Source organism: Cellulomonas sp. ATA003, from assembly GCF_031582905.1.
In the GTDB taxonomy this organism is placed as follows: Bacteria; Actinomycetota; Actinomycetes; order Actinomycetales; family Cellulomonadaceae; genus Pengzhenrongella.
Map to the genome: position 1 here is coordinate 3827239 of NZ_CP133990.1, position 26898 is coordinate 3854136.

The window sequence follows — 26898 nt, forward strand, 5'->3', positions numbered from 1 at the left end:
CGCTGCGCCGCATCGCCGTCGTCGTCATCGTCATGTTCCTCACGCTCATGGGCGCCGCGACCTGGGTCCAGTACGTCCAGGCGGCCCAGCTCAACGCCGACCCCCGCAACGTCCGCACGCTGTACCGCGAGTACGACAACTTCCGCGGGCCGATCGTCGTCGGCGGTGAGCCGATCGCGTCGTCGACTCCCGTGGACGACCCGTTCGGGTTCCAGCGCAGCTACGCCCAGGGGCCGCTGTACGCGCACGCCACGGGCTTCTACTCGGTGATCTTCGGCCGCACGGGCATCGAGCGGGCCGCGAACGAGGTGCTGACCGGCACCGCCGACTCGCTGTTCTGGTCCCGCATCGAGGACCTCGTCACCGGGCGTCAGCCGCAGGGCTCGTCCGTGGAGCTCACGATCCACCCCGCGGCGCAGGCCGCGGCGACCGCGGCCCTCGGGTCGCAGCGCGGCGCGGTCGTCGCGCTGGACCCGACCACGGGCGCGATCCTCGCCCTGGTGTCCTCGCCGAGCTTCGACCCCAACGTCCTCGCCGGGCACGACACCAACGCGGTGAGCCTCGCGTACCGCGCCCTCGCCGACGACCCGGCCGACCCGCTCGTCAACCGCGCGATCGCCGGGGACACCTACCCCCGGGGTCGACGTTCAAGCTCGTCGACGCCGCCGCGGCGCTCGAGGCCGGCCTCACCGAGGACAGCCAGCTCGCGGCACCCGACGTGCTCCCGCTGCCGAACTCGAGCTCGACGATCGGCAACTTCGGCGGTGCGTCGTGCGGCGCCGGCGGCACCGTGACGCTGCGCGAGGCGTTGCGGATCTCGTGCAACACCGCCTTCGCCCAGCTGGGCCTCGACCTCGGCGACGACGCCCTCCGCGAGCAGGCCGAGCGGTTCGGCTTCGGGTCCGCACTGAGCATCCCGCTGCGGGTCGAGCCGAGCCGGTTCCCCGAGGACCCGGACGCGCCGCAGACCGCGCTCGCCGCCATCGGCCAGCACGACGTCCGTGCCACCCCCATGGGGATGGCCATGGTGTCGGCCGCCATCGCCAACGGCGGGGAGCAGCGGCAGCCGTTCCTCGTCCGCACGGTCCGGGACCCGGATCTCGAGGTCGTCGACGAGACGTCACCGCAGACGCTGCGCACCTCGGTCTCCCCGAGCACCGCCGACGCGCTGACGGACATGATGGTGGGCGTCGTCGAGAGCGGCACCGGGACCGCAGCGCAGATCCCCGGCGTCCTCGTGGCCGGCAAGACCGGCACCGCCCAGACCACCGCCGACGCCGCCCCGCACGCGTGGTTCACCGGCTTCGCACCGGCCGACGCCCCCCAGGTCGCGGTCGCCGTCGTCGTCGAGAACGGCGGCAGCGCCGGCAACGAGGCCACCGGTGGCCGCATCGCCGCGCCCATCGCCCGCGCGGTGATCGAGGCGGTGCTCGCGTCATGAGGCCGACGACCGGGACCGCGCTCGGCGGCCGCTACCGCCTCGACCGGCTCATCGCGGTCGGCGGCATGGGCGAGGTGTGGGTCGGGCACGACCTCTCCCTGCGCCGGTCGGTCGCGGTGAAGGTGCTGCGGACCGAGTTCGCCGGCGACCCGGGGTTCCTCGAGCGCTTCCGGACCGAGGCGCGCAACGCGGCGTCGCTGACGCACCCGAACATCGCGGCGACGTACGACTACGGCGAGCAGTCCGGATCGAGCTACCTGGTCATGGAGCTCGTCGACGGCGAGCCGCTCAGCGACCTGCTCGAGCGTGAGCCCGTGCTGCCCGAGGCGCGCCTGCTGCCCGTGCTCGCGCAGACCGCCCGCGCGCTGGACGCCGCGCACGCCGTCGGTGTCGTCCACCGCGACGTCAAGCCGGGGAACATCCTGCTCGGACCCGGCGGACGGGTGAAGATCACCGACTTCGGCGTCTCCACCGCCCCGGACCAGGCGCCGATGACGGCGACGGGCATGGTCATGGGCACCGCGCAGTACCTCTCCCCGGAGCAGGCGGTCGGCCGCCCCGCGACCGCGCTCTCGGACCTGTACTCGCTCGGCGTCGTGGCCTACGAGGCCCTCGCCGGGAAGCGCCCCTTCACCGGCCCGACCGCGGTCGACATCGCCGTCGCCCACGTCAACGACCCCGTGCCGCCGCTCCCGCCGCACGTGAGCCGCCCGGTCGCCGACGTCGTCCGGCGGCTTCTGGCGAAGGACCCGGCCGATCGTCCGGCGTCGGCCGGTGCGCTCGCCCGCACCCTGGACGCGCTCGCCGGGCACACCCCGCCCGACGGCGTCCCCGACGTCGCCCCGGCGACGGCCGCGCCGTCGGCACCCCCGGCAGCACCATCGGCAGCCCACCCGGCCCAGGCGGCGGCACGGGGCGCGGCGTCGGGCGCCCCGCGACCGACGCTCCCGCCGGCGCACGCCCCCGCGTCCCGCCCGCCGTCGCCCGCGCCGCGCGCACCGTCCCCCGCTCCTCGCCCACCGTCCCCCGCTCCTCGCCCGCCGTCGCCCGCGTCGTCCGCGCCGTCCGCTGCCTCGGTGGACGCGCGACGGGTCCCCGGCACGTCCGTGCCCGCGGCGGCCGCGCCGCTCACCGGCGGTCCGCCCCCTCGTACCCCCCGCGCCGCGAGGTCCGTGACCCCCGGACGGCGCCGTCCCGGCCCCCACCGCCCCGGCGGCGGCAGGCACCCGGGGTGCTCGTGCCTCGGCACCTGCCCCGACCCGAGGCACGGGCGCCACGGCGGCGCGCGCGTCGTCGTCAGCGGGTGGCCCGCCCGGGCGCGGGCCCACGTCCGGCGCGACGCCGGTGCGCACGTCGACCACCACGGGTCAGCGGTTCGGCCGGCTGGGCCGCTGGAGCTGGCCGCTCGTCGGCCTCGTCGTGCTCCTCGTCGCCCTCCTGGTCGCGTCGCTCACGGGCGACGCCGGCGCCACCGGCGCGGCCGCCGCCGGCACGGTGGACGTGCTGCAGGGGACTCCCGGGCCCGGTGCCCGCGGCGACGATGGGATGATCGAGCCAGGTGCGCCGCCGAGAAGTCCGGTGGCGCCGACACCCTCAACCCCTAAGGACGCGTAGTGGTCGACGACGCACCCCGGATCCTCGCCAACCGGTACGAGGTCGGTGAGCTCATCGGCCGTGGTGGCATGGCCGAGGTGCACATCGGCCACGACACCCGGCTCGGGCGGACCGTGGCGATCAAGATCCTGCGGTCCGACCTCGCGCGGGACCCGTCGTTCCAGGCGCGCTTCCGCCGAGAGGCACAGGCCGCGGCCTCGCTCAACCACCCCTCCGTCGTCGCCGTGTACGACACCGGCGAGGACGTCATCACGGCGCCGACGGGCGCCGTCGCGCACGTGCCGTTCATCGTCATGGAGTACGTCGAGGGGCACACGGTCCGCCACATCCTGGGCGACGGTCAGGCCGTCCCCATCGAGGAGGCGGTCGAGATCACGGCGGGCGTGCTGTCCGCGCTCGAGTACTCCCACCACGCCGGGATCGTCCACCGTGACATCAAGCCGGCGAACGTCATGCTCACGCCGACCGGCGCCGTCAAGGTCATGGACTTCGGCATCGCGCGGGCCCTGGCGGACTCCGCCGCGACCATGACGCAAACCCAGGCCGTCCTCGGCACCGCGCAGTACCTGTCCCCCGAGCAGGCGCGGGGCGAGCAGGTCGACGCCCGCAGCGACCTCTACTCCACGGGGTGCCTGCTGTTCGAGCTGCTCACCGGCCGCCCGCCCTTCACGGGCGACTCCCAGGTCGCGGTGGCCTACCAGCACGTCCGGGAGCCGGCTCCCGCGCCGAGCACGTACGCCTCCGACGTCCCCGAGGTGCTCGACCGGATCACGCTCAAGGCGCTCGCCAAGGAGCGCGACTCGCGGTACAGCTCCGCGGCCGAGTTCCGCTCCGACCTCGAGTCGGCAGCCCGCGGCGGCCGGGTCGCCGCGCCGGCACTCGGCGTGCTCGCCGCGACCGCGGCCGCCGAGGCCGCCGCCGCACCGGCGACCGAGCTGCTGACCCCGCTGGCCGGTCCGTCGACGCAGGTCATGCCCGCGAGCGGCGGCGCCTGGCCGCACACCGCGGCGAGCCCCGCCACGGCCGCAGCCGGTGCACCCGTCGCCACCCGTCCCGACCCGCCCAAGCGCCGACGTGGGCTGGTGTGGGCGCTCGTCCTCATCGGCCTCGCCGCGATCGCCACGATCGCCACCCTGGCCGTCCTCGACCGGCGCGACACGGCGGCCGAGACGGTCGCGGTCCCGAACCTCGTCGACATGACGCGGGAGGCGGCGCAGGCCGAGCTGGAGATCCGTGAGCTCACGATGGAGCCGATCGAGGAACCCGACGACGACGTCGAGGCCGGGCGCGTCATCCGCACCGATCCCGGTGCCGGCGAGGCCGCCGCGGTCGGGTCGGCCGTGACCGTCTGGATCTCCGCCGGCCCCGGGACCGCCGAGGTCCCCGAGGTCGCCGGCATGACCCAGGAGCAGGCGTCGCGTGAGCTGCGCGACGCCGGGTTCGAGGTCGGCAGCGTCGAGTTCGAGAACGCCCCACGGGTGGACCGCAACGAGGTGACCAAGACCGTCCCGGCCGCCGGCGAGCAGCACCCGAGGAACACCCCGGTCGTGCTGTACGTGGCGTCCGGGCAGGTCGACCTGCCCGACCTCGTGGGGAGGACCCGCGCCGACGCCCTCGCGGCGCTCGAGGAGCTCGGGCTGAGCTCGACCATCACCGAGGAGGAGAGCGACGCCGAGCCGGACACCGTCATCGCCCAGGGCCGCAGTGCGGGTCAGGTGCCGCAGACGACGAGCGTCGCGCTGACGATCGCCGTCGCGCCCACCACCGCGACCGTCCCGTCCGACCTCGTCGGTGCGACCTACGACGACGCCGCGGCGCAGCTCACCGCCCTCGGTCTCACCCCGGTGCGGGTCGACGTGGAGAGCGACCAGCCCGTGGGGCAGGTCATCTCGAGCGACCCGAACCGCGGCACGACCGTCCAGCTGGGGTCGGAGGTGACGCTCAACGTCTCGGCGGGTGCCGAGGACGAGGAGGGCGACACGAACGCGGGGTCGGCAGACGGCGTCGCGCCGGCCGGGACCGGCGCGGGGGCGGCGGCCCCGGTGCGAACGGCAACGGGAACGGCAACGGCAACGCGGGCGGGAACGGCAACGGCAACGCCGGCGGGAACAGCAACGGGAACGGCAACGCGGGCGGGAACGGGAACGGGAACGGCCGCAACGGCTGACGCCGCACGCCCCGGTGCGACTACGTGCGCACGAGCGGGTGCAGCCCCTCCGAGCGCGCGACGGCACCGGCGTCCCCGCAGATCTCCAGCCAGTTCGCCAGCAGCCGGTGCCCGCCCTCGGTGAGCACGGACTCCGGGTGGAACTGCACGCCGTGCAGCGGCAGCGTCCGGTGCTGCAGTCCCATGATGATGCCGTTGGCCGTGCTCGCGGTGACCTCGAGCTCGTCGGCGACCGTGCCGTCGACCACGGCGAGGGAGTGGTAGCGGGTCGCGGTGAAGGGTGTGGGCAGCCCCGCGAGCACACCGTCGCCGTGGTGCTCCACCAGGCTCGTCCGGCCGTGCATGAGCTCGCTCGCGTGCGTCACCGTGCCGCCGAACACCTCGCCGAGCGCCTGGTGGCCCAGGCAGACGCCCAGCATCGGGGTCTCGCTCTGCGCGCAGTCGCGGATGACGTCCATGCTCGCGCCCGCGTCAGCGGGGTCCGGGACCAGGCGACACCAGGACGCCGTCGTACCGGGCCCGCTCGATCGCGGACGGGACGGCGTCGTTGCGGACGACGACGGTCTCGGCCCCGAGCTGGTCGAGGTACCCGACGATCGTGTAGACGAACGAGTCGTAGTTGTCGATGACCAGGATGCGGGTCACTGCTCCACCTCCACGGTGGTCTCGTTGAACGGCATGAGCGGCGCGATCGCCGGGTACACCGTGGTGAAGCACAGCACCGCCACGCCGACCAGCGCCGCGAGCGCGATGAGCGCACGCACCCACGTCGGGCCCGGCAGGTGCCGCCAGATCCACCCGTACATCATGCGCCTCCGTCGTCGGGCAGGTCGGCAGCCGGGTCGGCGGCCACGTCGGCCGAGGCTGCCCCGATGACCTCCGCCGGCGGGGTCCCGACGTCGGCGCCCAGTAGTCGAGCTCACCGTGCACGATGAAGCGCTCGCGCGCGGAGAACATCGGGTGGCAGGTGGTGAGCGTGATGAGCCGCTGCGTCGCCTCCGCGCCGGGGTCGGCCGGGTTCGGTGCGATGACGTCGACGTCGGAGGGCGTGACGATCTCGCTCGCGACGACCCGGTAGACGTACCAGGTGTCGGGTGTGCGCACGACCACGGGGTCGCCGACGACGAGCTCCGCGATGCGGTTGAACGGCTTGCCGTAGGTGGTCCGGTGGGCGGCGACGGCGAAGTTGCCCACGGCGCCCGGCATGGCCGTCCCGGGGTAGTGCCCGATGCCGAGCGGGTCCAGCACGGTCGCGCGGTCGACACCCTGGGTGACCGGCCGCTCCGGCTCGCCGTCCCAGCGCGGCACGATCATGGTGGCGAAGGTCGTGCGGTGCTCCGGCTCCGCCGCGACCGGTGGCTCGCCCTCGCCCGGCACGGCGACGGCGGGGGCCGCCTCGCCCGGCTCGGGCGCCGCGGCGGGCACGACCGGCTGCGCCCAGTCGAGCTCCTCGATCACCTCGGCCTGCGCGCGGTCGCCCTCGACGTCCGTCCACCACAGCTGCCACACGATGAACCCACCGAGCAGCACGCCGGCGGTGATCATGAGCTCCCCGAGCACGCCGACCGCTCCCAGCACCACCCGGCGGCCCCGACCGGGTCGGGCCGCCCCGCGACCGGTCGGTGTCTGCCGGGCGTCCTGCGCGACGGCGGTCACCGACCCGCCCCGGCGTCGCCGGCACCGGCGGCCGCGAGGTCACCACGGCCTCGCGCACCCGTGGGGAAGACGTCGACGCCGTCGGGCACCCGGGCGTGCGTGAGCCCGCCACCGAGCTCGGCAGCCGGCAGCGCGAGCGACTCCTCCTCCGTCACCGACCACCCCAGCCCGTCCCGGGCCACGTACCCCAGGTAGGTCTGCACCGACTCAGCGGCCATCAGCGCCTCCCGCAGCGCGCGCGGGTCGCCCACGGCGTGCACCTCGTAGGGCGGGGAGTACACGCGGCCACCGAGCGACAGGACGTTCCCGACGCAACGGAACGCGGTCAGCGCGGTGACGCGCTGGTCCTCGAGCGCCATCGCCTCCGCGCCACCGGCCCACAGGGCGTTGATGACCCCCTGCAGGTCCTGCTGGTGCACCACGAGGTCGTCGGGCGTGGCGTCCGGGTGCCGGACGCGCCCTGCCGGGGCGTCCGTCAGCTGCACCGTGAGCCCGGGGCCGGTCACCGCGGCACGGCCTGCGGCGATCGCCACGAGCTCGGCCGCATCGGCGTCGCCGGTCTCGATGGTCTCGATCTGCTCGTCGGTCAGGCTCTCCACCTCGGCGCGCAGGCCGTCCACCCGGGCGGCCAGCATCTCGACGCGCGACGACTCGCGATCGGCGAGCTCGCCGAGGTCCTGCGGGTGCCGTGCCTCCTGGGAGCTCGCGAGCCGGGCGTTGGCCGTGAACATGAGCCCGGCCAGGGCCAGCACGAGGCCGACCGAGGCGGTGCCCCGGACGGCGCTCCGCCCGGCACCCCGCCCGGCACGGTGCGGTCGCTCGGTCACGTTCTCCCCCTGGATGTCGTCGGCACTACGCTAGTTGACGAGGCGCGCCTCGATGACGCCGCCCGACCCCGCTGGACAAGGAGCAAGCCGACGTGCCTGAGTCGAGGTCGCGGAAGAAGCCCGCGTACGTCCCCCGCCCGCGAAGGCCGACGGCCCGAAGGTCAACCCGCGGTGGCTCGTCCCCGTGATGCTGGGCCTGATGATCCTGGGACTGCTGTGGATCGTCGCGACGTACCTGCTGAGCGCGCAGTACCCGATCCCCGGCATCGGCCAGTGGAACCTCGCCATCGGTTTCGTCCTCATCATCGCCGGATTCGCCCTCACCACCCGCTGGCACTGACGCCGGCGTCGCCGGGCACCAGCGGTGCCCGGCCCTCTCATCGGCAGGGATCAGGACGGATCGAGCCGCTGGGAGAGCCCGACCGGCGCGGTCGCCGTCGTGCACAGCGGTGGACAGTCCTGTGGATAACTACACGGGTGTAATTCCACACCTGTGAGGAAGCCTGGGGACAACCTCCCGACCGGGCCGATGTCGGTCCACCGGCCGACCTGACTCAGACGGTCGCGTACTTCACCAGGGTCAGCAGCAGCAGCGCGAGGGCCGTGCCGGCGACCGCGACGACTCCCCACACGGGCCGGCGGTCCCGGGGGCGTAGGCGAACGCCGCCCCCAGCACCAGCCCGGTGACGAGCCCGCCGAGGTGCGCCTGCCATGCGATGTTGGGCAGCACGAACCCCAGCGCCGCGTTGATGGCGAGGAACACGAGGATCTGACGGGCGTCCCCTCCGAGCCGGCGCAGGACCACGAGCACGGCCCCGAAGAGCCCGAACACCGCGCCGGACGCACCCACCACCGCCGTCAGCCACCCACCGCCCGGGACGGGCGCGGCCAGCAGCGTCACCCCGACCTGACCGCCGACGGCGGCGAGCACGTAGAGCGCGACGAACCGCAGTCGGCCGAGCGCCTGCTCGAGGTACGGCCCCACCAGCCACAGCGCGTACATGTTGAAGGCGATGTGCAGCAGGCTCGTCGGTGAGTGGAGGAACGCGGCGGTCACGAACCGCCACGGCTCCACCTCACCGGCGAACGGCGCGAACGCCCACTGGTTGGTCCAGCCCGGGACGGCACGCTGCAGCACGTAGCTGACCACGCACAGCACGACGATCGTCAGGGTGACGACCGGTCGCCCGTCGCGCACCCGCCCCCGAGCGACGTCCGCACGACCGGGGCGGACCGCGCGGCCTCCCGCACGCAGTCGACGCAGTGGACCCCCACCGCGGCGGGGCGCTGGCACTCCGGGCACGCCGGCCGCCCGCACCGCTGGCACCGGACGTACGACACCCGGTCCGGGTGCCGCGGGCACACCGGCGGGCCGTCGGCGGGCAAGGCACCGCCGGCAGGCATGGCGCCGTCGGGCGGCGGGGCGGTCACGGGCGGCCGGTCGGGGGGACGGGCGTCGTGGTCGGCGTCGTCAGTCCTCGACCGTCACCGACGTGATCGTGATGTCGTCGACCGGGCGGTCACCGGGGCGGGTCGGTGCGGCGGCGATCTGGTCGACGACGGCGCGGCTCGCCTCGTCGGCCACCTTGCCGAAGATCGTGTGCTTGCCGTTGAGCCACGTGGTCGCTGCGACCGAGATGAAGAACTGCGACCCGTTGGTGCCACCGAGCTTGCCCGTGATCGGGTCACGCCGCTGACCGGCGTTCGCCATGGCGAGCAGGTAGGGCTCGTTGAAGGTGAGCTCGGGGTGGATCTCGTCATCGAACGAGTAGCCCGGGCCGCCGGTACCGGTGCCCAGCGGGTCCCCGGTCTGGATCATGAAGCCCTCGATGACGCGGTGGAACAGCACGCCGTCGTAGAGGGGCTCGTTGCGCTCCGCGCCCGTGCGCGGATCCGTCCAGGTCTTGCTGCCCGACGCGAGGCCGGTGAAGTTGGCCACGGTCTTCGGGGCGTGGTTCGGGAAGAGCTCGACACGGATGTCGCCGGCAGAGGTGTGCAGAGTCGCGATCATGCGGGACAGTCTTCCACGGAGCGGTCACCCGCTCTCCTCCGCCGTGACGGCCCCCGCCGTGGCCGGTGCCGCGGGACCTCGGGCGCCGCGACACAGCGGCAGGGGCCCGCGCCGGATGGCAGAGTGGGTATCCACGACTGCACTGCCGTCGAACCAGGGAGTGGACATGCCTCGCATCATCCGTCGTTCTGCCAATGCCTCCGCAGTGAAGAAGGCTGCCGAGGCCACCGCCGCTGCGGCCGCCGCCGAGGAGGCCTCAGCCGCCGCGCTCGAGGCCGCTGCTGCGTCCGGGACCGCCGGCCTGAAGTCGCACGCCGTCAAGGCGGGCGCTGCGCTCGCGGGCGCCACCGGCCTCGCCGGGCTCTCCGCCGCCCAGCTGACCGAGCAGGCCCGGTCGGCCGCCGACGCCGCCCGTGCCGCCGCCAACGAAGCAGCGGCCCACGCCCGGACCGCTGCCGATCAGGCCCGCTCGTGGGGGACCCCCGCGTGGAGTCGGCCGTCGCGTGGGCCACCCCGCGCCTGGAGACCGCGTGGCGCGAGAGCGTCCGCGCGGCCGCGCCGCAGGTGGAGAAGGCCGCCGGCAAGGCGACCCCCGCCATCGACACCGCGCACGACAAGATCGTCGACGAGTTCCTGCCGCGCGTCGTCGCGCTCGTCAACGAGGCCGCCGACCGCGCGACCGGCGCCACCAAGGCGAGCGAGGCAGCCGCAGCCGCGGCTGCCAAGGCCGCCGGGGGCAAGAAGCACCGGGGCGCCAAGGTCTTCTGGCTGCTGACGCTGCTGGCCGGCGCGGGTGCGGGCCTCGCCGCATGGCAGCGCAACCGGAACGCGACCGACCCGTGGGCCGACCCGTGGGAGCCGGCGAGCGCGACCCCCGGCTCGAGCACGGACCAGCGCGCCGACCGCACCGGTGGGGCGGCAGAGGCCGTCGGTGAGGCGGCCGGTGCCGGCCTGGCCCGGACGCGCGAGGCGACCAAGAAGGCGGCCGAGCGCGTCGCCGACGTCCGCGGTGACCTCACCGAGAAGGTCGGCGAGGCGCGGGAGGCCGCGACCAAGCTGGCGTCACGCCGGCGCGCGTCCGGCGAGTCCGACGAGGGCTCCGGCGTCGACGAGGCGAGCACCCCGGTGACGGCCTCCCCGGAGTTCGGCGCCGACACCGGTGACACGCTCAGCAGCACCACGGAGACCGTCGCCACCGACGTGCCGAGCGGCACCCCGGACGACGACGCCCCGAGCGACGGCGCGAAGAACTCGGCCGGCCAGTGGGGTTCGGGACAGTCGTCGACCAGCTGACGCCGGTCCCCCGCCGCCGGGTGACCGGCGGCGGGGATGACGCGAGGGCCCGGCACCGCTTCGGCGGTGTCGGGCCCTGTGCGTCGTACCGGTGGAGCTGCGTCGTACCGGTGGAGATCGGTCGTACCGGTGGAGCCAAGGGGACTCGAACCCCTAACCCCCTGCTTGCAAAGCAGGTGCGCTACCAATTGCGCCATGGCCCCTGGGTCGCACCGCTCGGCGCGTGGGTCGTGCTCGGGCGTCAGTCGACCGTGTCGGTGATCTCGGCCCACAGGTCGCGGTCCTGGCGGTCCTCCTCGACCCGGCGCCACACGGCGAAGCCGGCCGCCGCGACGAGCAGGAGGACCAGCAGCTTCTTCATGGTTCCCCTTGACTCGTCCGCACTCGAGTGGGCCTAACAGGACTTGAACCTGTGACCTCTTCCTTATCAGGGAAGCGCTCTAACCGCCTGAGCTATAGGCCCGCACCCGCGCCCCGGTCACCCCGGGCGCCGGATGAGACTACCCCAGCGCGGCCGTGGGACCCAATTCGCCCCCGGCCCGCGCCCGTCCGCTCACTCGTCGGTGAGGGTGACGTTCACCCCACCCACCAGGGCGGCGGTGATGTTGTAGAGGAACGCGCCGATCGTCGACAGCGCCGTGAGCAGGACGACGTCGACGATCGCGACGACCGCAGCACCGGAGACCACGCGTGGGAACTCCACGATGGCCAGCAGGTCGACCGGCGACTCCTCCCCGACGATCTCGGTGATCATGTCGTTGATCGTGGTGAACACGGCGAGGCCGTCGAGCACGAGCCAGATGACCGCGGCCGCGACCACGATCATGATGCCGATCGCGAACGACAGCAGGAACGACAGCTTCATGACCGACCAGGGGTCGATGCGGGAGAGCGACAACCGCACGCGACGCGGTCCCGCGTCCGGTGCAGCGACCGGCGCACCGGCGGGACGGGCGCTCGGGCGCGCCGTCCTCGCACCGGTCGGCGCCGCCCCCGCGTCAGCACCGGCACCGGCACCGCGGTCGGGTCCGGGTGCTGTGCCGCCCCGAGGGCGTCGGTGCCCTCGGAGGTGTCCGTGCCACCGGAGCCGGGGGCGACCCCGGTGACCGCCGTGGTCGCGCTGCGCACTGCCCGGCGCACGGCTCCGGCTGCGGCTCCACCCGCCGCCGTCGCCCGGGCGCGGGCGGCCGACGGCGCCTTCGCCGCGTGGTCGTCCCCCGGATCGACCGTCCGGGTGCTCGTGGTCGCCGCGCCACCCGCGGCCGACGCGCGCGCGTCGGTGCCGCGCGAATCGGCTCCACGCGGGTCCGTGCCCCGCGAATCCGTACCGCGCGGGTCCGTGCCACGCGGATCCGTGCCGCGCGCGTCGGTGCCGCGCGGGTCCGACGCCGGTGCGGCAGCCGGCGCGGCCGGACGCTTGCCCGCCGGCCTCCCGCCGCCCCCGTCGGGGACGAGGACCCGGTGGTCCCGCCCGACGCGCCCGCCGGACCAGCAGCCGGACGCTTCCCTGCCGCCGGGACGCTCGCTGTCGCGGGGATGCCGCTCTGCGGCGTCGGGCGGCGGGGTGGGATCGACGGCGGGGTCGGCTGGTCGGTGCTCATGCGTCGTCGTCCTCGCTCACCACGATGGTCTCGTCGGTCCCGACCTGCGGGACATCGTCACCCAGCGTCTCGCCGGCCGGCTCGGCGTGGAGTTCGCCGTCCACGGTAGCGCTCTCCTCCACGGCCCGTTCGATGTTGCGGGCCACCGCGATGATGCGGTCACCCTTGTCGGGCTTGGCGAAGGTCACGCCCTGCGTGTTGCGGCCGGTCGTGGTGACCTCGGCGACCGCGGAGCGCACGATCTTGCCGCGCTCCATGATCACGAGGACCTCGTCGGCCTCGTCGGTGATGAGGGCACCGACGAGGTCGCCACGGGCCTCGACGAGGTTGGCGACCTTGATGCCCAGCCCGCCGCGGCCCTGGACGCGGTACTCGTCGACGTCGGTCCGCTTCGCGAACCCGCCCTCCGTGACCACGAACAGCTGCGCCCCCGGACGCACCACGTCCATGGCGAGCAGCTCGTCGTCGGGCCGGAACTTCATGCCGGTGACGCCGGACGTCGCCCGGCCGAGCGGGCGCATCGCCTCGTCGCTCGCGGTGAAGCGGATCGACTGGCCCTTGCGCGACACGAGGATGAGGTCGTCCGTGGAGTCGACCAGCCGGGCCGAGACGAGCTCGTCGGTCGCACCCTCGTCGTCCTCACGCAGGTTGATCGCGATGACCCCGCCGGACCGGTTGGAGTCGTACTCCGTGAGCCGGGTCTTCTTGACCAGCCCGCGGCGCGTCGCGAGCACGAGGTACTCGGCCTGCTCGTAGTCGCGCAGGTCCAGGACCTGCGCGATCTTCTCGCCGGGCTGGAACGCCATGAGGTTGGCGACGTGCTGCCCCTTGGCGTCACGGCCGCCCTCCGGCAGCTCGTACGCCTTGGCGCGGTAGACCCGCCCGAGGTTGGTGAAGAACAGCAGCCAGTGGTGCGTCGTCGTGACGAAGAAGTGGTCGACGATGTCGTCCTCGCGCAGCTGCGCCCCGCGCACACCCTTGCCGCCGCGGCGCTGGGCCCGGTAGCTGTCCGTGCGGGTCCGCTTCGCGTAGCCGCCACGTGTGATGGTGACGACCACCTCCTCCTCGGCGATGAGGTCCTCCATGGAGACCTCGCCGTCGAACGGCAGGATCGTGGTGCGGCGCTCGTCGCCGTACCTGGCGACCATCTCGCCCAGCTCGTCGCCGACGATGCGACGCTGGCGGCTCTCGTCGCTGAGGATGTCCCGCAGGTCGGTGATCTGGCGCTCGAGCTCCTCGAAGCGCTCGAGGATCTTCTGCCGCTCCAGAGCGGCGAGACGCCTGAGCTGCAGGTTGAGGATCGCGGTGGCCTGCACCTCGTCGACGTCGAGCAGCTCCATGAGGCCGTCGCGGGCCTCCTCGACCGTCGGGGTGCGCCGGATGAGGGCGATGACCGCGTCGAGCGCGTCGAGCGCCTTGAGGTACCCGCGCTGGATGTGGGCGCTCTCCTCCGCCTCCCGCAGGCGGTACCGCGAGCGGCGGACGATGACGTCGAGCTGGTGGGTGACCCAGTGCCGGACGAAGGCGTCGATGCTCAGGGTGCGCGGGACGTCGTCGACCAGCGCGAGCATGTTGGCGGAGAAGTTCTCCTGCAGCTGGGTGTGCTTGTACAGGTTGTTGAGCACGACCTTCGCGACGGCGTCGCGCTTGAGGACGACGACCAGGCGCTGGCCGGTGCGGCCCGAGGTCTCGTCGCGGATGTCCGCGATGCCCTGCATGCGGCCCTCCTTGACGAGGTCCGCGATCTTCGTCGCGAGGTTGTCCGGATTCACCTGGAACGGCAGCTCGGTGATCACGAGGCAGATCCGGCCCTGGATCTCCTCGACGTTGACCACCGCGCGCATGGTGATCGAGCCGCGACCGGTCCGGTACGCCTCCTCGATGCCACGGTGCCCGAGGATCTGGGCACCGGTGGGGAAGTCCGGGCCCTTGATCCGCTCGAGCAGCGCCTCGAGGAGCTCCTCCTGGGTCGCCTCGGGGTGCTCGAGGTGCCAGCGCACGCCCTCGGCGACCTCGCGCAGGTTGTGCGGCGGGATGTTGGTCGCCATGCCGACCGCGATCCCCGCACTGCCGTTGACCAGCAGGTTCGGGAAGCGCGAGGGCAGGACGGCGGGCTCCTGCGTGCGGCCGTCGTAGTTGTCCCGGAAGTCGACCGTCTCCTGGTCGATGTCCCGCACCATCTCCATGGCGATGGGAGCCATCCGGCACTCGGTGTACCGCGGCGCGGCGGCCGGATCGTTCCCGGGCGAGCCGAAGTTGCCCTGCCCGGCGACCAGCGGGTAGCGCAGCGACCAGTCCTGGACGAGACGCACCAGCGCGTCGTAGATCGACGTGTCGCCGTGCGGGTGGAACTTCCCCATCACGTCGCCGACGACGCGCGAGCACTTGGAGAACGCGCGGTCAGGGCGGTAGCCGCCGTCGAACATCGCGTAGATGACGCGCCGGTGCACCGGCTTGAGCCCGTCACGCACGTCGGGCAGCGCGCGCCCGACGATGACGCTCATCGCGTAGTCGAGGTACGACCGCTGCATCTCCAGCTGGAGGTCCACCTGGTCGATCCGCCCGTGGGCCAGGACGTCGTGGAACGCCCCGTCCGACTGGCCCTCGCCGCCCTGCGCGCCGACCGGCCCGTCGACCTGCCCGTCGCCCCCGTCCGGGGAGTCTGATCCGTCACCGTCTACCTCGTCTCTGCGTGCGGCATCGCCGCTCGGGTCCCTGCTCTGCGTCGTCGGGCGGCCGCGTCGGCCGCGCCGGGTCAGATGTCGAGGAACCTCACGTCCTTGGCGTTGCGCTGGATGAACGACCGGCGGGACTCGACGTCCTCGCCCATGAGCACCGCGAAGATCTCATCCGCGGCGGCGGCCTCGTCCAGGTTGACCTGGAGGAGGGTGCGCTGCTCGGGGTCCATCGTGGTGTCCCACAGCTCGGAGTAGTCCATCTCCCCGAGGCCCTTGTACCGCTGCACCGAGTTGTCCTTGGGGATCCGCTTTCCCGCGGCCTGGCCGGCGGCGAGGACGGCGTCGCGCTCCCGGTCGGAGTACACGTAGTCGTGCTCCGCGTTCGACCACTTGATCCGGTACAGCGGGGGCTGGGCGAGGAACACGTTGCCGTTCTCGATGAGCGGGCGCATGTACCGGAAGAGCAGCGTGAGCAGCAGCGTGCAGATGTGCTGGCCGTCGACGTCGGCATCGGCCATGAGCACGATCTTGTGGTACCGGAGCTTCGAGATGTCGAAGTCCTCGCCGATGCCGGTGCCGAACGCCGTGATGAGGGCCTGGACCTCGAGGTTGCTCAGCGCCTTGTCCAGCCGGGCCCGCTCGACGTTGAGGATCTTCCCGCGGATCGGCAGGATCGCCTGGGTGCGCGGGTTGCGGCCGCGCACCGCCGAGCCGCCCGCCGAGTCCCCCTCGACGATGAAGACCTCGCACTCCTCGGGCTTGTTCGACTGGCAGTCGCGCAGCTTGCCGGGCATGCCGCCGGACTCCAGCAGCCCCTTGCGCCGGGTCGCCTCGCGCGCCTTGCGGGCCGCCATCCGCGCCGCCGCCGCCTGGATCGACTTGCGGATGACGTCGCGCGCCTCGGTCGGGTGCGACTCGAGCCAGTCGCCGAGCTGGTCGTTGACCACGCGCTGCACGAAGGTCTTGGCCTCGGTGTTGCCGAGCTTCGTCTTCGTCTGGCCCTCGAACTGCGGCTCGCCGAGCTTGATGGAGATGACGGCCGTCAGGCCCTCACGGATGTCGTCCCCCGTGAGGTTCTCGTCCTTCTCCTTGATGATGTTCTTCTCGCGCGCGTAGCGGTTGATGAGCGACGTCATCGCGGCACGGAATCCCTCCTCGTGGGTCCCGCCCTCGGTCGTGCTGATCGTGTTCGCGTAGGTGTGGACCGACTCCGAGTAGGCGTTGGTCCACTGCAGCGCGATCTCGAGGGAGAGCTTGCGCTCGGTGTCCTCGGACTCGAAGTCGATGATGTTCGGGTGCACCACCTCGACCTTCTTGGCCGAGTTCAGGTGCTTGACGTAGTCGACGAGCCCGCCGTCGTACTTGTAGGTCACGCGCCGGCGGTGCGGTGCCGGGTCGTCGGTCTCGGCGGGGGTCGCCTCCGTGTCGCCGCCCGCGACCTCGTCCTCGGTCCCGGTGTGCTCGGGACGCTCGTCCGTGAGCGAGATCCGCAGGCCCTTGTTGAGGAACGCCATCTGCTGGAAGCGCGACCGCAGGGTCTCGAAGTCGAAGACGGTGGTCTCGAACGTCTCGGCACTCGCCCAGAACGTGACCGTCGTACCGGTCGTGTCCGCGGGCCCGACCTCCTCGAGCGGCGCCTGCGGGACGCCGTTGCGGTAGCTCTGGCGGTACAGGCGACCACCGCGGCGGACCTCCACCGCGAGCCGCTCGGAGAGCGCGTTGACCACCGAGACGCCGACGCCGTGCAGGCCGCCGGAGACGGAGTAGCCGCCGCCGCCGAACTTGCCGCCCGCGTGCAGCACCGTCAGGACGACCTCGACCGCGGGCCTGCCCTCGCTCTCCACGATGTCGACCGGGATCCCGCGCCCGTTGTCGACGACGCGCACGCCGCCGTCGGCGAGGAGCGTCACCTCGATCGTGTCGCAGTGGCCGGCGAGGGCCTCGTCGACCGAGTTGTCGACGACCTCGTAGACGAGGTGGTGCAGCCCCCGCTCGCCGGTGGATCCGATGTACATCCCGGGGCGCTTGCGGACCGCTTCAAGGCCCTCGAGGACGGTGATGTTGCTGGCGTTGTAGCCGCCGTCCGGCGTCCTGACGGGGGCCCCGGTGGGCAGGGTTTGCTCGGCCACGTCGAGTGGTGCTCCTTCAGGCGTCGTGCACGCGCGCGGACCATGCTCGGAGGCCGATCAGTCCGGGGCGCTGGAGTTCCGGGCGCAGACGCGCCAGGAATGACCTCTACAGTCTACCTGGCGAGACGGGTCGGCCCCCCGTTCTGGACGCCCTATCCCCAGGTGTCGCGCGGACCGCGTCCGGGCACCGACCGCGGGCCCCGCTTGAAGCCCGGTCCGGCGGGCCCCAGCACGCGCACCTCTCGCACGACGTCCTCGCCGACGTCGTCCGCGAGCCGGCGCAGCAGCTGCGGCACGAGCAGCCGCAGGTTCGACGCCCAGCTCGTCGAGTCGGTGCGCACCGTCAGGACGCCGTCCTCGAACGTCTCGGGCTCGCAGTGGTCGGCCACCTGGTCGCCGACGACGTCGCGCCACCGCCCGACGACGCCGCCCACCGACACGTCCGCCGTCCACCCCGGTCACGCACCAACGCCGCGAGCGTGTCCGACACCAGCCGCGGATCACGCCCGTCCTTGCCCGGCGACCCGCGCGGCGGGTCCAGCGGGGTCCGACGCCGGGCCTCCTGACCTGGGCGGACACCCCGCGCAGCGGCCGCGGCCTTGGCCCGGTTGAGGGCCGCTCGGGCGACCTCGGCCGGCGGCGTGAGCTCGACCCGCTCGCCGACCGGGCGGACGTCCTCCTCCACCGGTCGCCGGGGTGCGTCGTCCGGCACCGCGGCCGGCGATCCCTCCGGCCGTCCGTCCGGCGGGCCGGTACGGGAACGGTCAGACGACACGGGTGACCTGGCCGGCCATGACGTCGACCCGCGCCCCTGCGAGCTGCTCGGGGACGTCCCCGGCGACGGCGGCCGTGACGAGCACCTGCCGGGCGTCGGCGACGAGCGAGGCGAGACGGTCGCGGCGCCGCACGTCGAGCTCGGCGAACACGTCGTCGAGGATGAGCACGGGCTCGCCGTCCTCACCCCAGTCCGAGACCCAGTCGGGTCCGTCCGGCTCGGTGAGCAGCCGGTAGGACGCGAGCCGCAGGGCGAGGGCGATCGACCACGACTCGCCGTGGCTCGCGTACCCCTTGGCGGGGAGACCGCCCAGCGACAGCACGAGGTCGTCCCGGTGTGGCCCGACCAGGCACACACCCCGCTCGATCTCCTTGGGTCGCAGGCGTCCCATGGCCTCCATGAGCCGAGCCTCCAGGCCCTCCACGCTGGGACGGTCCGCCGACGGGGCAGTCCCGGGCACGGTCGTCCCGGGCACGGGACCGGTGCCGCCGCCGTCCCGGGCCTGCGCATCGTCGCCCAGGGCGGCGTCGAGCGACGAGCGGTACGCGATCACCGCCTCGCCCTGCCCCGAGCTGACCTGCTCGTACGCGGCGGCGACCCGGGGGTGGAGCGCGTCGACGAGAGCGAGGCGTGCGGCGATGATCTGCGCCCCGGTCTGCGCCAGCTTGGCGTCCCACACGTCGAGGGTCCGCAGGTCGGCCGAGCCCCGCGACCCGCGCACCGCGGCGCCGGCGGACTTCAGCAGCGCGCTGCGCTGACGCAGCACGCGCTCGTAGTCGGACAGGACCGACGCCATGCGCGGCGTGACCAGCAGGGACAGCTCGTCGAGGAACCGTCGGCGGCCGTCCGGGTCACCCTTGACGAGCGCGAGGTCCTCGGGGGCGAACAGCACGGTGCGCAGGACGCCGAGCACGTCGCGCGCCCGGGGGACCGGGGAGCGGTTGATGCGCGCCCGGTTCGCCTTCCCCGCGGTCACCTCGATCTCGACCAGGGTCGGGCGGTCGGCGCGGACCACCTTGGCCCGGACGACGGCGCGCGGCGCGCCCGCGCGGATGAGCGCGGCGTCGCTCGGCACCCGGTGGCTGCCGAGCGTCGCGACGTAGCCGACCGCCTCGACCAGGTTCGTCTTGCCCTGACCGTTCGGCCCGACGAGCGCGGTGATCCCCGGCTCGAGCTCGAGCTCCACCGCGTGGTACGACCGGAAGTCGGTCAGCGACAGGTGCGAGACGTACACGGAGCTCCGGGTGCGGGGAACAGCGGGTCGGCGGGGCCGCCGGTCACCCGGCGACGCGCGGCTGCTCGTCGCCGGCGCCGGCGGGCGGCGCCTGCACGCCGGAGGCCCGGACCGCGTGGCCACCGAACTGCTGACGCAGCGCGGCCACGGCCTGCATCGCGGGGGACGGCTCCTGGCGTGAGGAGAACCGGGCGAACAGGGCCGCGGAGATCACCGGCAGCGGGACGGCGGCGTCGATGGCCTCGTCCACGGTCCACCGGCCCTCGCCGGAGTCCTCGACCCAGTCGTCGATCGACCCGAGCGCAGGGTCCGCCTCGAGCGCCTTGACCAGCAGCTCCAGCAGCCACGACCGGACGACCGTGCCGCGCTGCCACGCCTTGAGCGTGCCGGGCACGTCCTGGACGATGTCCTTCGTCTGCAGCAGCTCGTAGCCCTCGGCGTACGCCTGCATGAGGCCGTACTCGATCCCGTTGTGGACCATCTTCGCGTAGTGCCCCGCGCCGACGCTCCCGGCGTGGACGAAGCCCTCCTCGCGCGGACCCTCGGGGCGCAGGACGTCGAACACCGGGAGCAGTGCCTCGATGTCCTCCGGGGCGCCGCCTGCCATCAGCCCGTAGCCGTTGAGGAGCCCCCACACGCCGCCGGACACACCGACGTCGACGTAGTGGATGCCGCGGGCGCCGAGCACCTCGGCGTGCACGAGGTCGTCCTTGTAGTACGAGTTGCCGCCCTCGATGAGGATGTCGCCCTCGCCCAGCAGGTCGGCGAGGTCGTCGACGACGCCGCGGGTGATCGGTCCGCTCGGGACCATGACCCACACCACGCGCTGGCCCGCGGGCAGGGCAGCCACCATGGCCTCGAGGGAGTCGACGTCGGTGACGTCGGGGTTCCGGTCGAACCCCGTCACCTCGACCCCACCCTTGCGCAGGCGGTCGCGCATGTTCGCGCCCATCTTGCCGAGACCCACCAGGCCGATGTGCATGGGGATAACCCTCCGTCAGCTCGCGAACCGGATCGGCACCAAGAGGTACCGGTACTCCTGAATGTCATCACCGTCGAGCGAGGTCTGCCCGGTGAACTCCACCGGCTTGTTGGGGTGCGTGAAGGACAGGCGCACGAAGTCCGTGGTCAGCGCGCCGAGACCGTCCAGCAGGAACTGCGGGTTGAACGCGACCGAGATGTCCTCACCGACGAGCAGGGACTCGAGCGCCTCGGAGGCCTGGGCGTCGTCGCCCTGCCCCGCGTCGAGCACGACCTGTCCCTCGGAGAACGACAGCCGGATGGGGGTGTTGCGCTCGGCCACCAGCGCGACGCGCTTCGCGGCGTCCATGAGCAGCGGCCGCGAGACGACGGCGTGGATGGGTGTCTCGTCCGGGAACAGGCGCCGCACCGCGGGGTAGTCGCCCTCGACCAGCAGGGACGTGGTGTGCCGGCCGCCGGCCTCGAAGCCGATGAGGTCCACACCGGCACCCGTGGCCAGGGCGAGGTTGACCTGGCCGGACCCGCCGAGGGACTTGGCGGCGTCGGACAGCGTGCGTGCGCGGACCAGGGCGACCGCGGACATGTCGGGCGAGGCCGGTGTCCAGGTGAGCTCACGCAGCGCGAGGCGGTAGCGGTCGGTCGCGAGCATCGTGATGCGCTCGCCCTCGATCTCCACCCGGACCCCGGTCAGCAGGGGCAACGTGTCGTCACGGCTGGCCGCCACGGTCACCTGCGCGACCGCCTGGGTCAGCGCGTCACCGTCGATGGTCCCGGAGACGGGCGGCATCACCGGCAGAGCCGGGTAGTCCTCGACCGGCATCGTCAGCAGGGTGAACCGGCTCGCGCCGCAGGTGACGGTGACCTTCGTGCCGTCGAGGACGACGTCGACCGGCTTGCCGGGCAGGGCGCGGGAGATCTCGGCGAGCAACCGCCCCGAGACGAGGACCGTCCCGGGCTCGCTCACCTCGGCGGCGACCTCGGAGCGCGCCGACACCTCGTAGTCGAAGCTCGACAGGTGCAGCATCCCCGCCGCGTCGGCCTCGATGCGCACCCCGGCCAGGACGGGTACGGGCGGACGGGTCGGCAACGAGCGTGCGGTCCAGGTGACGGCCTCGGCCAGGACGTCGCGCTCCACCCGGAACTTCATGCCACTCCCCATCCCGTCGTCACGCACGACGACGTCGTGGCGCTTGTGATTCGGCCCGAACACTACGCGAGTGGATCAGGGGTGGGTACCGGGTCGTGGCGTCGCGACGCGGCATGCGCCGGCACGTCGCTCCATCCCCATGAAGGCGTTGTGGATCTTGATGAAGATGACAAGTCCATCGTTGTCATCGCCTCTGTGCAGTGTGTGGACGACAAGTCTTCACGCAGGTCAGAGCGGGGCCCGCCGTGTGGACGCCGACGGGGACGGCGCCGGGGACGAGCGGTCGGCGCCGTGGACGGACGTCCGGACGACACCCGGCGTCCACGGATGTGTCATTCCGCGTCCACATGCGTCGTGGGGGCTGTCCACCGTCGTCCACAGAGATGTGCACAGGTGTGAACAAGCCTGATGAGCGGTGTGCCCGGGCCTGGGTGTGAGCCAGTCGTCAGATCCCGTCCCGCCCTGCGCTCCGTCCGGGCAGCGGTGCAGGCGTGCGCAGCGTGGCCGGGGGCGTCGCCCGGAACCGGTGCGCGTCGTCGCGCACCGGTGGGACGTGGGGATGAGTCCAGCGGGTGGGACGCGGCTCAGCCGCGGCGCTGCTGTTTGATGCGGCTCGTGAGCTCGGTGACCTGGTTGTAGGTGGACCGGCGCTCGGCCATCTGCTCGCGGATCTTGCGGTTCGCGTGCATCACGGTGGTGTGGTCGCGGCCGCCGAAGGCCTGACCGATCTTCGGCAGCGACATGTCGGTCAGCTCGCGGCACAGGTACATCGCGATCTGGCGGGCCGTGACCAGGACGCGGGAACGCGACGACCCGCACAGGTCGTCGATCGTGAGCCCGAAGTAGGCAGCGGTCTGGCCGATCACGGCCGAGGCGGTGATCTCCTCGGCGTTCTCGTCGGTGATGAGGTCCTTGAGGACGATCTCGGCGAGGGCCTTGTCGACCTGCTGACGGTTGAGGTTCGCGAACGCCGTCACCCGGATCAGCGCGCCCTCGAGCTCGCGGATGTTCGTGGAGATCTTGGACGCGATGTACTCGAGGACGTCGTCCGGCGCCTGGAGCCGCTCGCTGCCGGCCTTCTTGCGCAGGATCGCGATGCGAGTCTCGAGGTCCGGCGGCTGCACGTCGGTGATGAGGCCCCACTCGAACCGCGACCGCATGCGGTCCTCGAAGCCGTTGAGCTGCTTGGGCGGCAGGTCGGAGGTGATCACGACCTGCTTGTTCGCGTTGTGCAGGGTGTTGAAGGTGTGGAAGAACTCCTCCATCGTCTGCTCTTTGCCCTGCAGGAACTGGATGTCGTCGACGAGGAGGACGTCCACCTCGCGGTAGCGGCGCTGGAAGGCGCCGGCCTTGTCGTCGCGGATCGAGTTGATGAAGTCGTTCGTGAACTCCTCGGAGTTCACGTACCGGACCCGGACACCGGGGTACAGGTTGTGTGCGTAGTGGCCGATGGCGTGCAGCAGGTGCGTCTTGCCCAGGCCCGAGTCCCCGTAGATGAACAGCGGGTTGTAGGCCTTGGCCGGTGCCTCGGCGACCGCTACCGCCGCGGCGTGCGCGAAGCGGTTGGACGACCCGATGACGAACGTCTCGAACAGGTACTTGGGGTTCAGCCGGGCCGGTTCGACCGCGATCGGCTTGCCGGCCTGGGTGCGCTGGCCGAGGTACGCGGGCTGGAGCGGCTCGTCGCCGAAGTCGTCGTCGTCCAGCACGCGGGACGTCTCCGAGGTGCCGTTGGTGGCGACCGGTGGACGCAGCGGTACGGGATCCGGACCACCGGTCTCGAGGTCCGGGTCCACCGTGATCGCGAACCGCGCCTCGCGGCCGAGAGCGTGGCTGAGAGCGGCGTTGACCTCCGAGCGCACGCGCGACTCGAGGTAGTCCTTCGTCAGGTCGTTGCGGACCGCCAGGAGCACGGTCCCGTCGAGGAGACCTAGCGGCTTGGCGAGCTTGACGAACGCCAGCTGGCGCGGGGTGATGTCGGGGCTGTCCTCGATCTGTGCCAGCGCGCGGTCCCAGACATGGGCGATGCTCTCGTCCTGTCCTGACACGGTCATCCTCGCTGCAGCTGGTCGCAATTCCGGCGGCGAGTCTCGCACGCGCCTCCGTGATCCACACACTTGTCCACAGCCTGTGTGATCTTCGCGACCTGGCCGTGACCTGTGTGGCACCATGGCCACCACGCCGAGCGGTGAGCCGCTGGAGGATCCTCCCCGGCGTGGCCTCCCGGCGCCAGACCCGCATCGGTGATATCGCACTCGTCGCATGCCATTTGACCGCTCGCGGGGCCGAGCGTAACGTTGGCAAGCCGCTCCGACGGCTCCCGCTGTCGTGCCCGCACGATGGCGCGGTACGGCTCGCGCCGTGCCCGTCGAGGTGGCAGCAGACCTGGTACCGCTCGCGCCGAGCGGTGCGATTCCCCGAAGTAGTTGGAGAACCTCGTGAGCAAGCGGACCTTTCAGCCGAACACTCGGCGTCGCGCGAAGACCCACGGCTTCCGCCTGCGCATGCGCACGCGTGCCGGTCGCGCCATCCTCGCCGCTCGTCGGCGCAAGGGCCGCACCGAGCTCTCGGCCTGACGCCTCTCCGTGCTCCCCGCGGCGTCGCGCATGCGCCGCTCTGCTGAGTTCGAGCAGGCGGTGCGGCGGGGCGTGCGCAGCGGCACGTCCTCACTCGTCGTCCACCTCGGCAGCGACCCTGCCGACCCGGGCCCGGCGCATGTGGGCTTCGTCGTTGCGAAGAGCGTCGGGAACGCGGTCGTCCGCAACCGGGTCAAGCGCCGGCTGCGGGCTGTGGTGAGCCACCGGATCGACCAGCTGCCCGACGGTGGGCGGCTGGTCGTTCGTGCGTTGCCGGGCGCGGCGGACCTGGGGTCCGACGTCCTCGCGCGCGACTTCGACCGAGCGGTCGCGGGTGCGTCGCGGCGGCTGCGCACCCGGTCCGCCGTGCGGTCGTGACCGCGGCGGACCGTGTCCCCCGGGCCACGTGACGACGAGGTGGGCGGGGCTCCGCGACCTCCCACGGCGCGCCGTCGTCGCCGTCCTTCGCGCCTACCAGCAGGTCGTGTCGCCGCTGTACGGCCCGACGTGCCGCTTCTACCCGAGCTGCTCGCAGTACGCGGTCATCGCGATCGGGCGGCACGGCATCGTGCGCGGTGGCGGCCTGGCGGCGTGGCGGCTCCTGCGTTGCAACCCGTGGAACGCCGGCGGGGTGGACGACGTGCCCGCGGCCAGGGGCAGGATGAGGTCCGGACCCCGCACGACCACCATCACTGAACCGTCGCCCCCCGCGGGCACCTGAGCTCTGACCGACGTAGGGATCGCACCGATGGACTTCTTCGCCTTCCTGGCACCGATCGAATGGGCTGTCGCCTGGATCATGTACCTGGCGCACTCCGGTCTCACGGCGCTGGGGATGGCGCCGGAGTCCGGCATCGCGTGGGGACTGTCGATCGTCGTCCTCGTCATCGTGATGCGCATCCTGCTGATCCCGCTGTTCTTCAAGCAGATCAAGGCGTCGCGCGGCATGCAGATGATCGCGCCGGAGATGCAGGCGATCCAGAAGAAGTACAAGGGGAAGACCGACCCTGCGTCCCGCGAGGCGATGAGCCGCGAGACCATGGCGCTGTACAAGAAGCACGGCACGAACCCCTTCGCGTCCTGCTTGCCGATCCTCGCCCAGTCGCCGATCTTCTTCGCCCTGTTCCGCGTCCTGAACTCGCTCGACGAGATCGGCGCCGGCACCGCGGACCCGATCGGTCCCATGGGCCAGGCCGTGGCCCAGCAGGCGGAGAGCTCGACGATCCTGGGTGCGCCGCTGTCGTCGACGTTCATGCAGGCCGCCGCGGAAGGCGCGGCCGCCGGGAACACGCGGATCGTCACGGTCCTGCTCATCGTCGCGATGTCGGCGACCACGTTCCTCACCCAGCGTCAGCTGACGATGAAGAACATGCCGCCGTCGGCCCTCAAGGGCCCGATGGCGCAGCAGCAGAAGGTACTTCTGTACGTCCTGCCGCTCATCTTCGCGTTCTCGGGCGTCAACTTCCCGATCGGCGTGCTCCTGTACTGGACCACGACGAACCTGTGGTCGATGGGCCAGCAGTTCTACACGATCCGCCGGATGCCGACACCGGGGTCCGAGGCGGAGCGCCGCCTCAAGGAGCGTCGCGCACGCAAGGGCAAGGACGTGCCCGACGACGCCGGCGCGGGCGCCGGGACGACCGTCATCGAGACTCCGGCTCCGAAGGGGCAGCGTCAGCAGCCCGTGGGCAAGGCGCGGGCCAAGGCGAAGCCGCCGGCCGCGACGCGGCCCCCGGGGAGCGGAAAGGCCTCGACGGGCACGGCGCCCGCGGCGAAGCCGGGCGGTGCCGGGGCAACCGGTGGGCCGAAGAAGGCGGGGCCTGCGAAGCCCGAGGCGGCGCGCTCGGGTGCCGGCACGACCGCTGCGAAGTCGGGCCAGGGGAAGTCCGGGGCCCCTCGGCCCCCGGCGGGAAGGCCGGCGCGCGGAAGCCCGGAGGCTCCGGGACCCCGTCATCGGGCAAGCCGCGGGCCGGCGGGGCGACGGCTGTGCAGCCCGGTGCCCGCGGCAGCGCTCGGTCCGGTGACCGCACCGTCGACGACGCCGCGTCGGGCGACCGCTCGCGCGGGCCATCGACCGGTGACGGGACGAACGCGCCGGGCACCGACCCCACCCACTGAATCGTGCCCTCCCGGCACGACCTTGATGAGGAGCAGCCATGACGACGTCCGCGGACGAGGAGCAGGTCCCCACCACCGGGTTGAAGCGTCTCGAGGAGGAGGGCGAGATCGCGGCCGACTACCTCGAGGAGCTGCTGGACATCGCCGACCTCGACGGTGACATCGACATCGACATCGACCACGGACGAGCCGCCGTGGAGATCGTCGCCGAGGCTGGGTCCGAGCGCGGGTTGGCGCGTCTCGTCGGCGACGACGGTGAGGTGCTCGACGCGCTCCAGGAGCTCACCCGGCTCGCGGTGCAGGCGAAGACCGGCGACCGCAGCCGGTTGATGCTGGACGTGGCTGGATACCGAGCGGGTCGGCGGGCGGAGCTGCTCGCGGTCGCCAAGGAGGCGATCGAGACGGTCCGTACGTCCGGCCAGGAGCTCGCTCTGGGCGCGATGAACCCGTTCGAGCGCAAGGTCGTGCACGACGCGGTGGCCGAGGCGGGTTTGACGAGTGACTCCGCCGGTGTGGAGCCGCAGCGGCACGTGGTGATCCGGCCGGCCTGACCGGGACGGTGAGGCCCTGTGGTCAGCGGACGCCGCTCACCGGACGCTCGCGCCACGGAGCACGGCAGCACGGTTGGCGGCGCCTCGTCCGTGGACGAG

The 26898-nt window shown here is 72.7% G+C and carries 21 protein-coding genes, 2 tRNA genes and 4 pseudogenes; 11 read left to right on the forward strand and 16 right to left on the reverse strand.

What is annotated here, in order from left to right:
* Positions 1-47 precede the first annotated feature (47 nt).
* The 4 genes and pseudogenes from REH70_RS18895 to pknB all read left to right on the forward strand — a co-directional run bounded on the left by REH70_RS18895 (position 48) and on the right by pknB (position 5346).
* Entirely contained in the window at positions 48-794 is a 747-nt protein-coding gene (locus REH70_RS18895) for a penicillin-binding transpeptidase domain-containing protein (protein WP_310754424.1), read from the forward strand.
* Positions 686-1441, forward strand: a pseudogene (locus REH70_RS18900) (penicillin-binding transpeptidase domain-containing protein); the annotation flags it as partial. The gene REH70_RS18895 and the pseudogene REH70_RS18900, both read left to right, overlap by 109 nt.
* A complete protein-coding gene (locus REH70_RS18905; RefSeq protein WP_310749727.1) occupies positions 1438-3045 on the forward strand; it encodes a serine/threonine-protein kinase in 1608 nt (535 codons plus the stop codon). The pseudogene REH70_RS18900 and the gene REH70_RS18905, both read left to right, overlap by 4 nt.
* A 9-nt stretch (positions 3046-3054) precedes the next feature.
* On the forward strand, positions 3055-5346 hold the full coding sequence (gene pknB, locus REH70_RS18910; RefSeq protein ID WP_310749730.1) for a Stk1 family PASTA domain-containing Ser/Thr kinase: 2292 nt from the start codon (positions 3055-3057) through the stop codon (positions 5344-5346).
* Here pknB and REH70_RS18915 read toward each other — a convergent pair.
* From REH70_RS18915 to REH70_RS18925, 3 genes and pseudogenes are all read right to left on the reverse strand, one after another.
* Positions 5243-5867, reverse strand: a pseudogene (locus tag REH70_RS18915) (aminodeoxychorismate/anthranilate synthase component II). The gene pknB and the pseudogene REH70_RS18915 overlap by 104 nt on opposite strands.
* Positions 5868-6182: 315 nt before the next feature.
* Positions 6183-6767: pseudogene (locus tag REH70_RS18920) on the reverse strand (class E sortase); the annotation flags it as partial.
* 107 nt (positions 6768-6874) lie between these two features.
* Entirely contained in the window at positions 6875-7705 is an 831-nt protein-coding gene (locus tag REH70_RS18925; protein ID WP_310749731.1) for a DUF881 domain-containing protein, read from the reverse strand.
* A gap of 178 nt (positions 7706-7883) precedes the next feature.
* Here REH70_RS18925 and REH70_RS18930 point away from each other — a divergent pair.
* A pseudogene (locus tag REH70_RS18930) lies at positions 7884-8045 on the forward strand (cell division protein CrgA); the annotation flags it as partial.
* A 240-nt stretch (positions 8046-8285) separates the two neighbouring features.
* On the opposite strand, the gene REH70_RS18935 reads toward REH70_RS18930, so the two are convergent.
* On the reverse strand, positions 8286-8903 hold the full coding sequence (locus REH70_RS18935) for a rhomboid family intramembrane serine protease (protein ID WP_310749733.1): 618 nt from the start codon (positions 8901-8903) through the stop codon (positions 8286-8288).
* Between the two features lie 273 nt (positions 8904-9176).
* The gene (locus REH70_RS18940; protein WP_310749735.1) at positions 9177-9716 is read right to left on the reverse strand and encodes a peptidylprolyl isomerase; all 540 of its coding nucleotides are present in this window, start codon (positions 9714-9716) and stop codon (positions 9177-9179) included.
* A 486-nt stretch (positions 9717-10202) separates the two neighbouring features.
* Between REH70_RS18940 and REH70_RS18945 the strand changes: the two genes are divergently transcribed.
* Complete coding sequence (locus tag REH70_RS18945) at positions 10203-11009, forward strand: hypothetical protein (RefSeq protein WP_310749737.1); 807 nt, start codon at positions 10203-10205, stop codon at positions 11007-11009.
* A gap of 130 nt (positions 11010-11139) precedes the next feature.
* Here REH70_RS18945 and REH70_RS18950 read toward each other — a convergent pair.
* The 11 genes from REH70_RS18950 to dnaA all read right to left on the reverse strand — a co-directional run bounded on the left by REH70_RS18950 (position 11140) and on the right by dnaA (position 23602).
* A tRNA-Ala gene (locus tag REH70_RS18950) sits at positions 11140-11212 on the reverse strand.
* 38 nt (positions 11213-11250) lie between these two features.
* On the reverse strand, positions 11251-11370 hold the full coding sequence (locus REH70_RS18955) for a DLW-39 family protein (protein ID WP_310749739.1): 120 nt from the start codon (positions 11368-11370) through the stop codon (positions 11251-11253).
* A 28-nt stretch (positions 11371-11398) separates the two neighbouring features.
* Positions 11399-11472, reverse strand: a tRNA-Ile gene (locus REH70_RS18960).
* Between the two features lie 90 nt (positions 11473-11562).
* Positions 11563-11874 (reverse strand): DUF3566 domain-containing protein, encoded by a 312-nt coding sequence (locus REH70_RS18965; protein WP_310749741.1) that lies wholly within the window; start codon positions 11872-11874, stop codon positions 11563-11565.
* Positions 11875-12606: 732 nt separating this feature from the next.
* Positions 12607-15141, reverse strand: coding sequence for a DNA gyrase subunit A (gene gyrA, locus REH70_RS18970; protein ID WP_396134776.1), 2535 nt, complete (start codon positions 15139-15141; stop codon positions 12607-12609).
* A 224-nt stretch (positions 15142-15365) separates the two neighbouring features.
* The gene (gyrB, locus tag REH70_RS18975) at positions 15366-17417 is read right to left on the reverse strand and encodes a DNA topoisomerase (ATP-hydrolyzing) subunit B (protein ID WP_396134579.1); all 2052 of its coding nucleotides are present in this window, start codon (positions 17415-17417) and stop codon (positions 15366-15368) included.
* 152 nt (positions 17418-17569) lie between these two features.
* The gene (locus REH70_RS18980) at positions 17570-17851 is read right to left on the reverse strand and encodes a DciA family protein (RefSeq protein ID WP_310749742.1); all 282 of its coding nucleotides are present in this window, start codon (positions 17849-17851) and stop codon (positions 17570-17572) included.
* 330 nt (positions 17852-18181) lie between these two features.
* A complete protein-coding gene (gene recF, locus REH70_RS18985) occupies positions 18182-19426 on the reverse strand; it encodes a DNA replication/repair protein RecF (RefSeq protein ID WP_310749744.1) in 1245 nt (414 codons plus the stop codon).
* A gap of 43 nt (positions 19427-19469) precedes the next feature.
* A complete protein-coding gene (gnd, locus tag REH70_RS18990; protein ID WP_310749746.1) occupies positions 19470-20408 on the reverse strand; it encodes a phosphogluconate dehydrogenase (NAD(+)-dependent, decarboxylating) in 939 nt (312 codons plus the stop codon).
* Between the two features lie 15 nt (positions 20409-20423).
* Positions 20424-21554 (reverse strand): DNA polymerase III subunit beta, encoded by a 1131-nt coding sequence (gene dnaN / locus REH70_RS18995; RefSeq protein WP_310754428.1) that lies wholly within the window; start codon positions 21552-21554, stop codon positions 20424-20426.
* Positions 21555-22138: 584 nt separating this feature from the next.
* On the reverse strand, positions 22139-23602 hold the full coding sequence (gene dnaA, locus REH70_RS19000) for a chromosomal replication initiator protein DnaA (RefSeq protein ID WP_310749748.1): 1464 nt from the start codon (positions 23600-23602) through the stop codon (positions 22139-22141).
* Between the two features lie 390 nt (positions 23603-23992).
* On the opposite strand from dnaA, the gene rpmH reads away from it, so the two are divergent.
* The 5 genes from rpmH to REH70_RS19025 are packed head-to-tail and all read left to right on the forward strand — an operon-like array spanning position 23993 to position 26799.
* Positions 23993-24130: a 50S ribosomal protein L34 gene (gene rpmH, locus REH70_RS19005; RefSeq protein WP_012880118.1), complete on the forward strand. Its 138-nt coding sequence runs from the start codon at positions 23993-23995 to the stop codon at positions 24128-24130.
* Between the two features lie 9 nt (positions 24131-24139).
* Positions 24140-24508, forward strand: a complete 369-nt coding sequence (gene rnpA / locus REH70_RS19010; RefSeq protein ID WP_310749754.1) for a ribonuclease P protein component — start codon at positions 24140-24142, stop codon at positions 24506-24508.
* A 28-nt stretch (positions 24509-24536) separates the two neighbouring features.
* A complete protein-coding gene (gene yidD, locus REH70_RS19015) occupies positions 24537-24851 on the forward strand; it encodes a membrane protein insertion efficiency factor YidD (protein ID WP_310749756.1) in 315 nt (104 codons plus the stop codon).
* 27 nt (positions 24852-24878) lie between these two features.
* A complete protein-coding gene (gene yidC / locus REH70_RS19020; protein WP_310749758.1) occupies positions 24879-26408 on the forward strand; it encodes a membrane protein insertase YidC in 1530 nt (509 codons plus the stop codon).
* The gene (locus tag REH70_RS19025; protein ID WP_310754429.1) at positions 26329-26799 is read left to right on the forward strand and encodes a R3H domain-containing nucleic acid-binding protein; all 471 of its coding nucleotides are present in this window, start codon (positions 26329-26331) and stop codon (positions 26797-26799) included. The genes yidC and REH70_RS19025 overlap by 80 nt, the downstream gene beginning before the upstream one ends.
* Positions 26800-26898 lie beyond the last annotated feature (99 nt).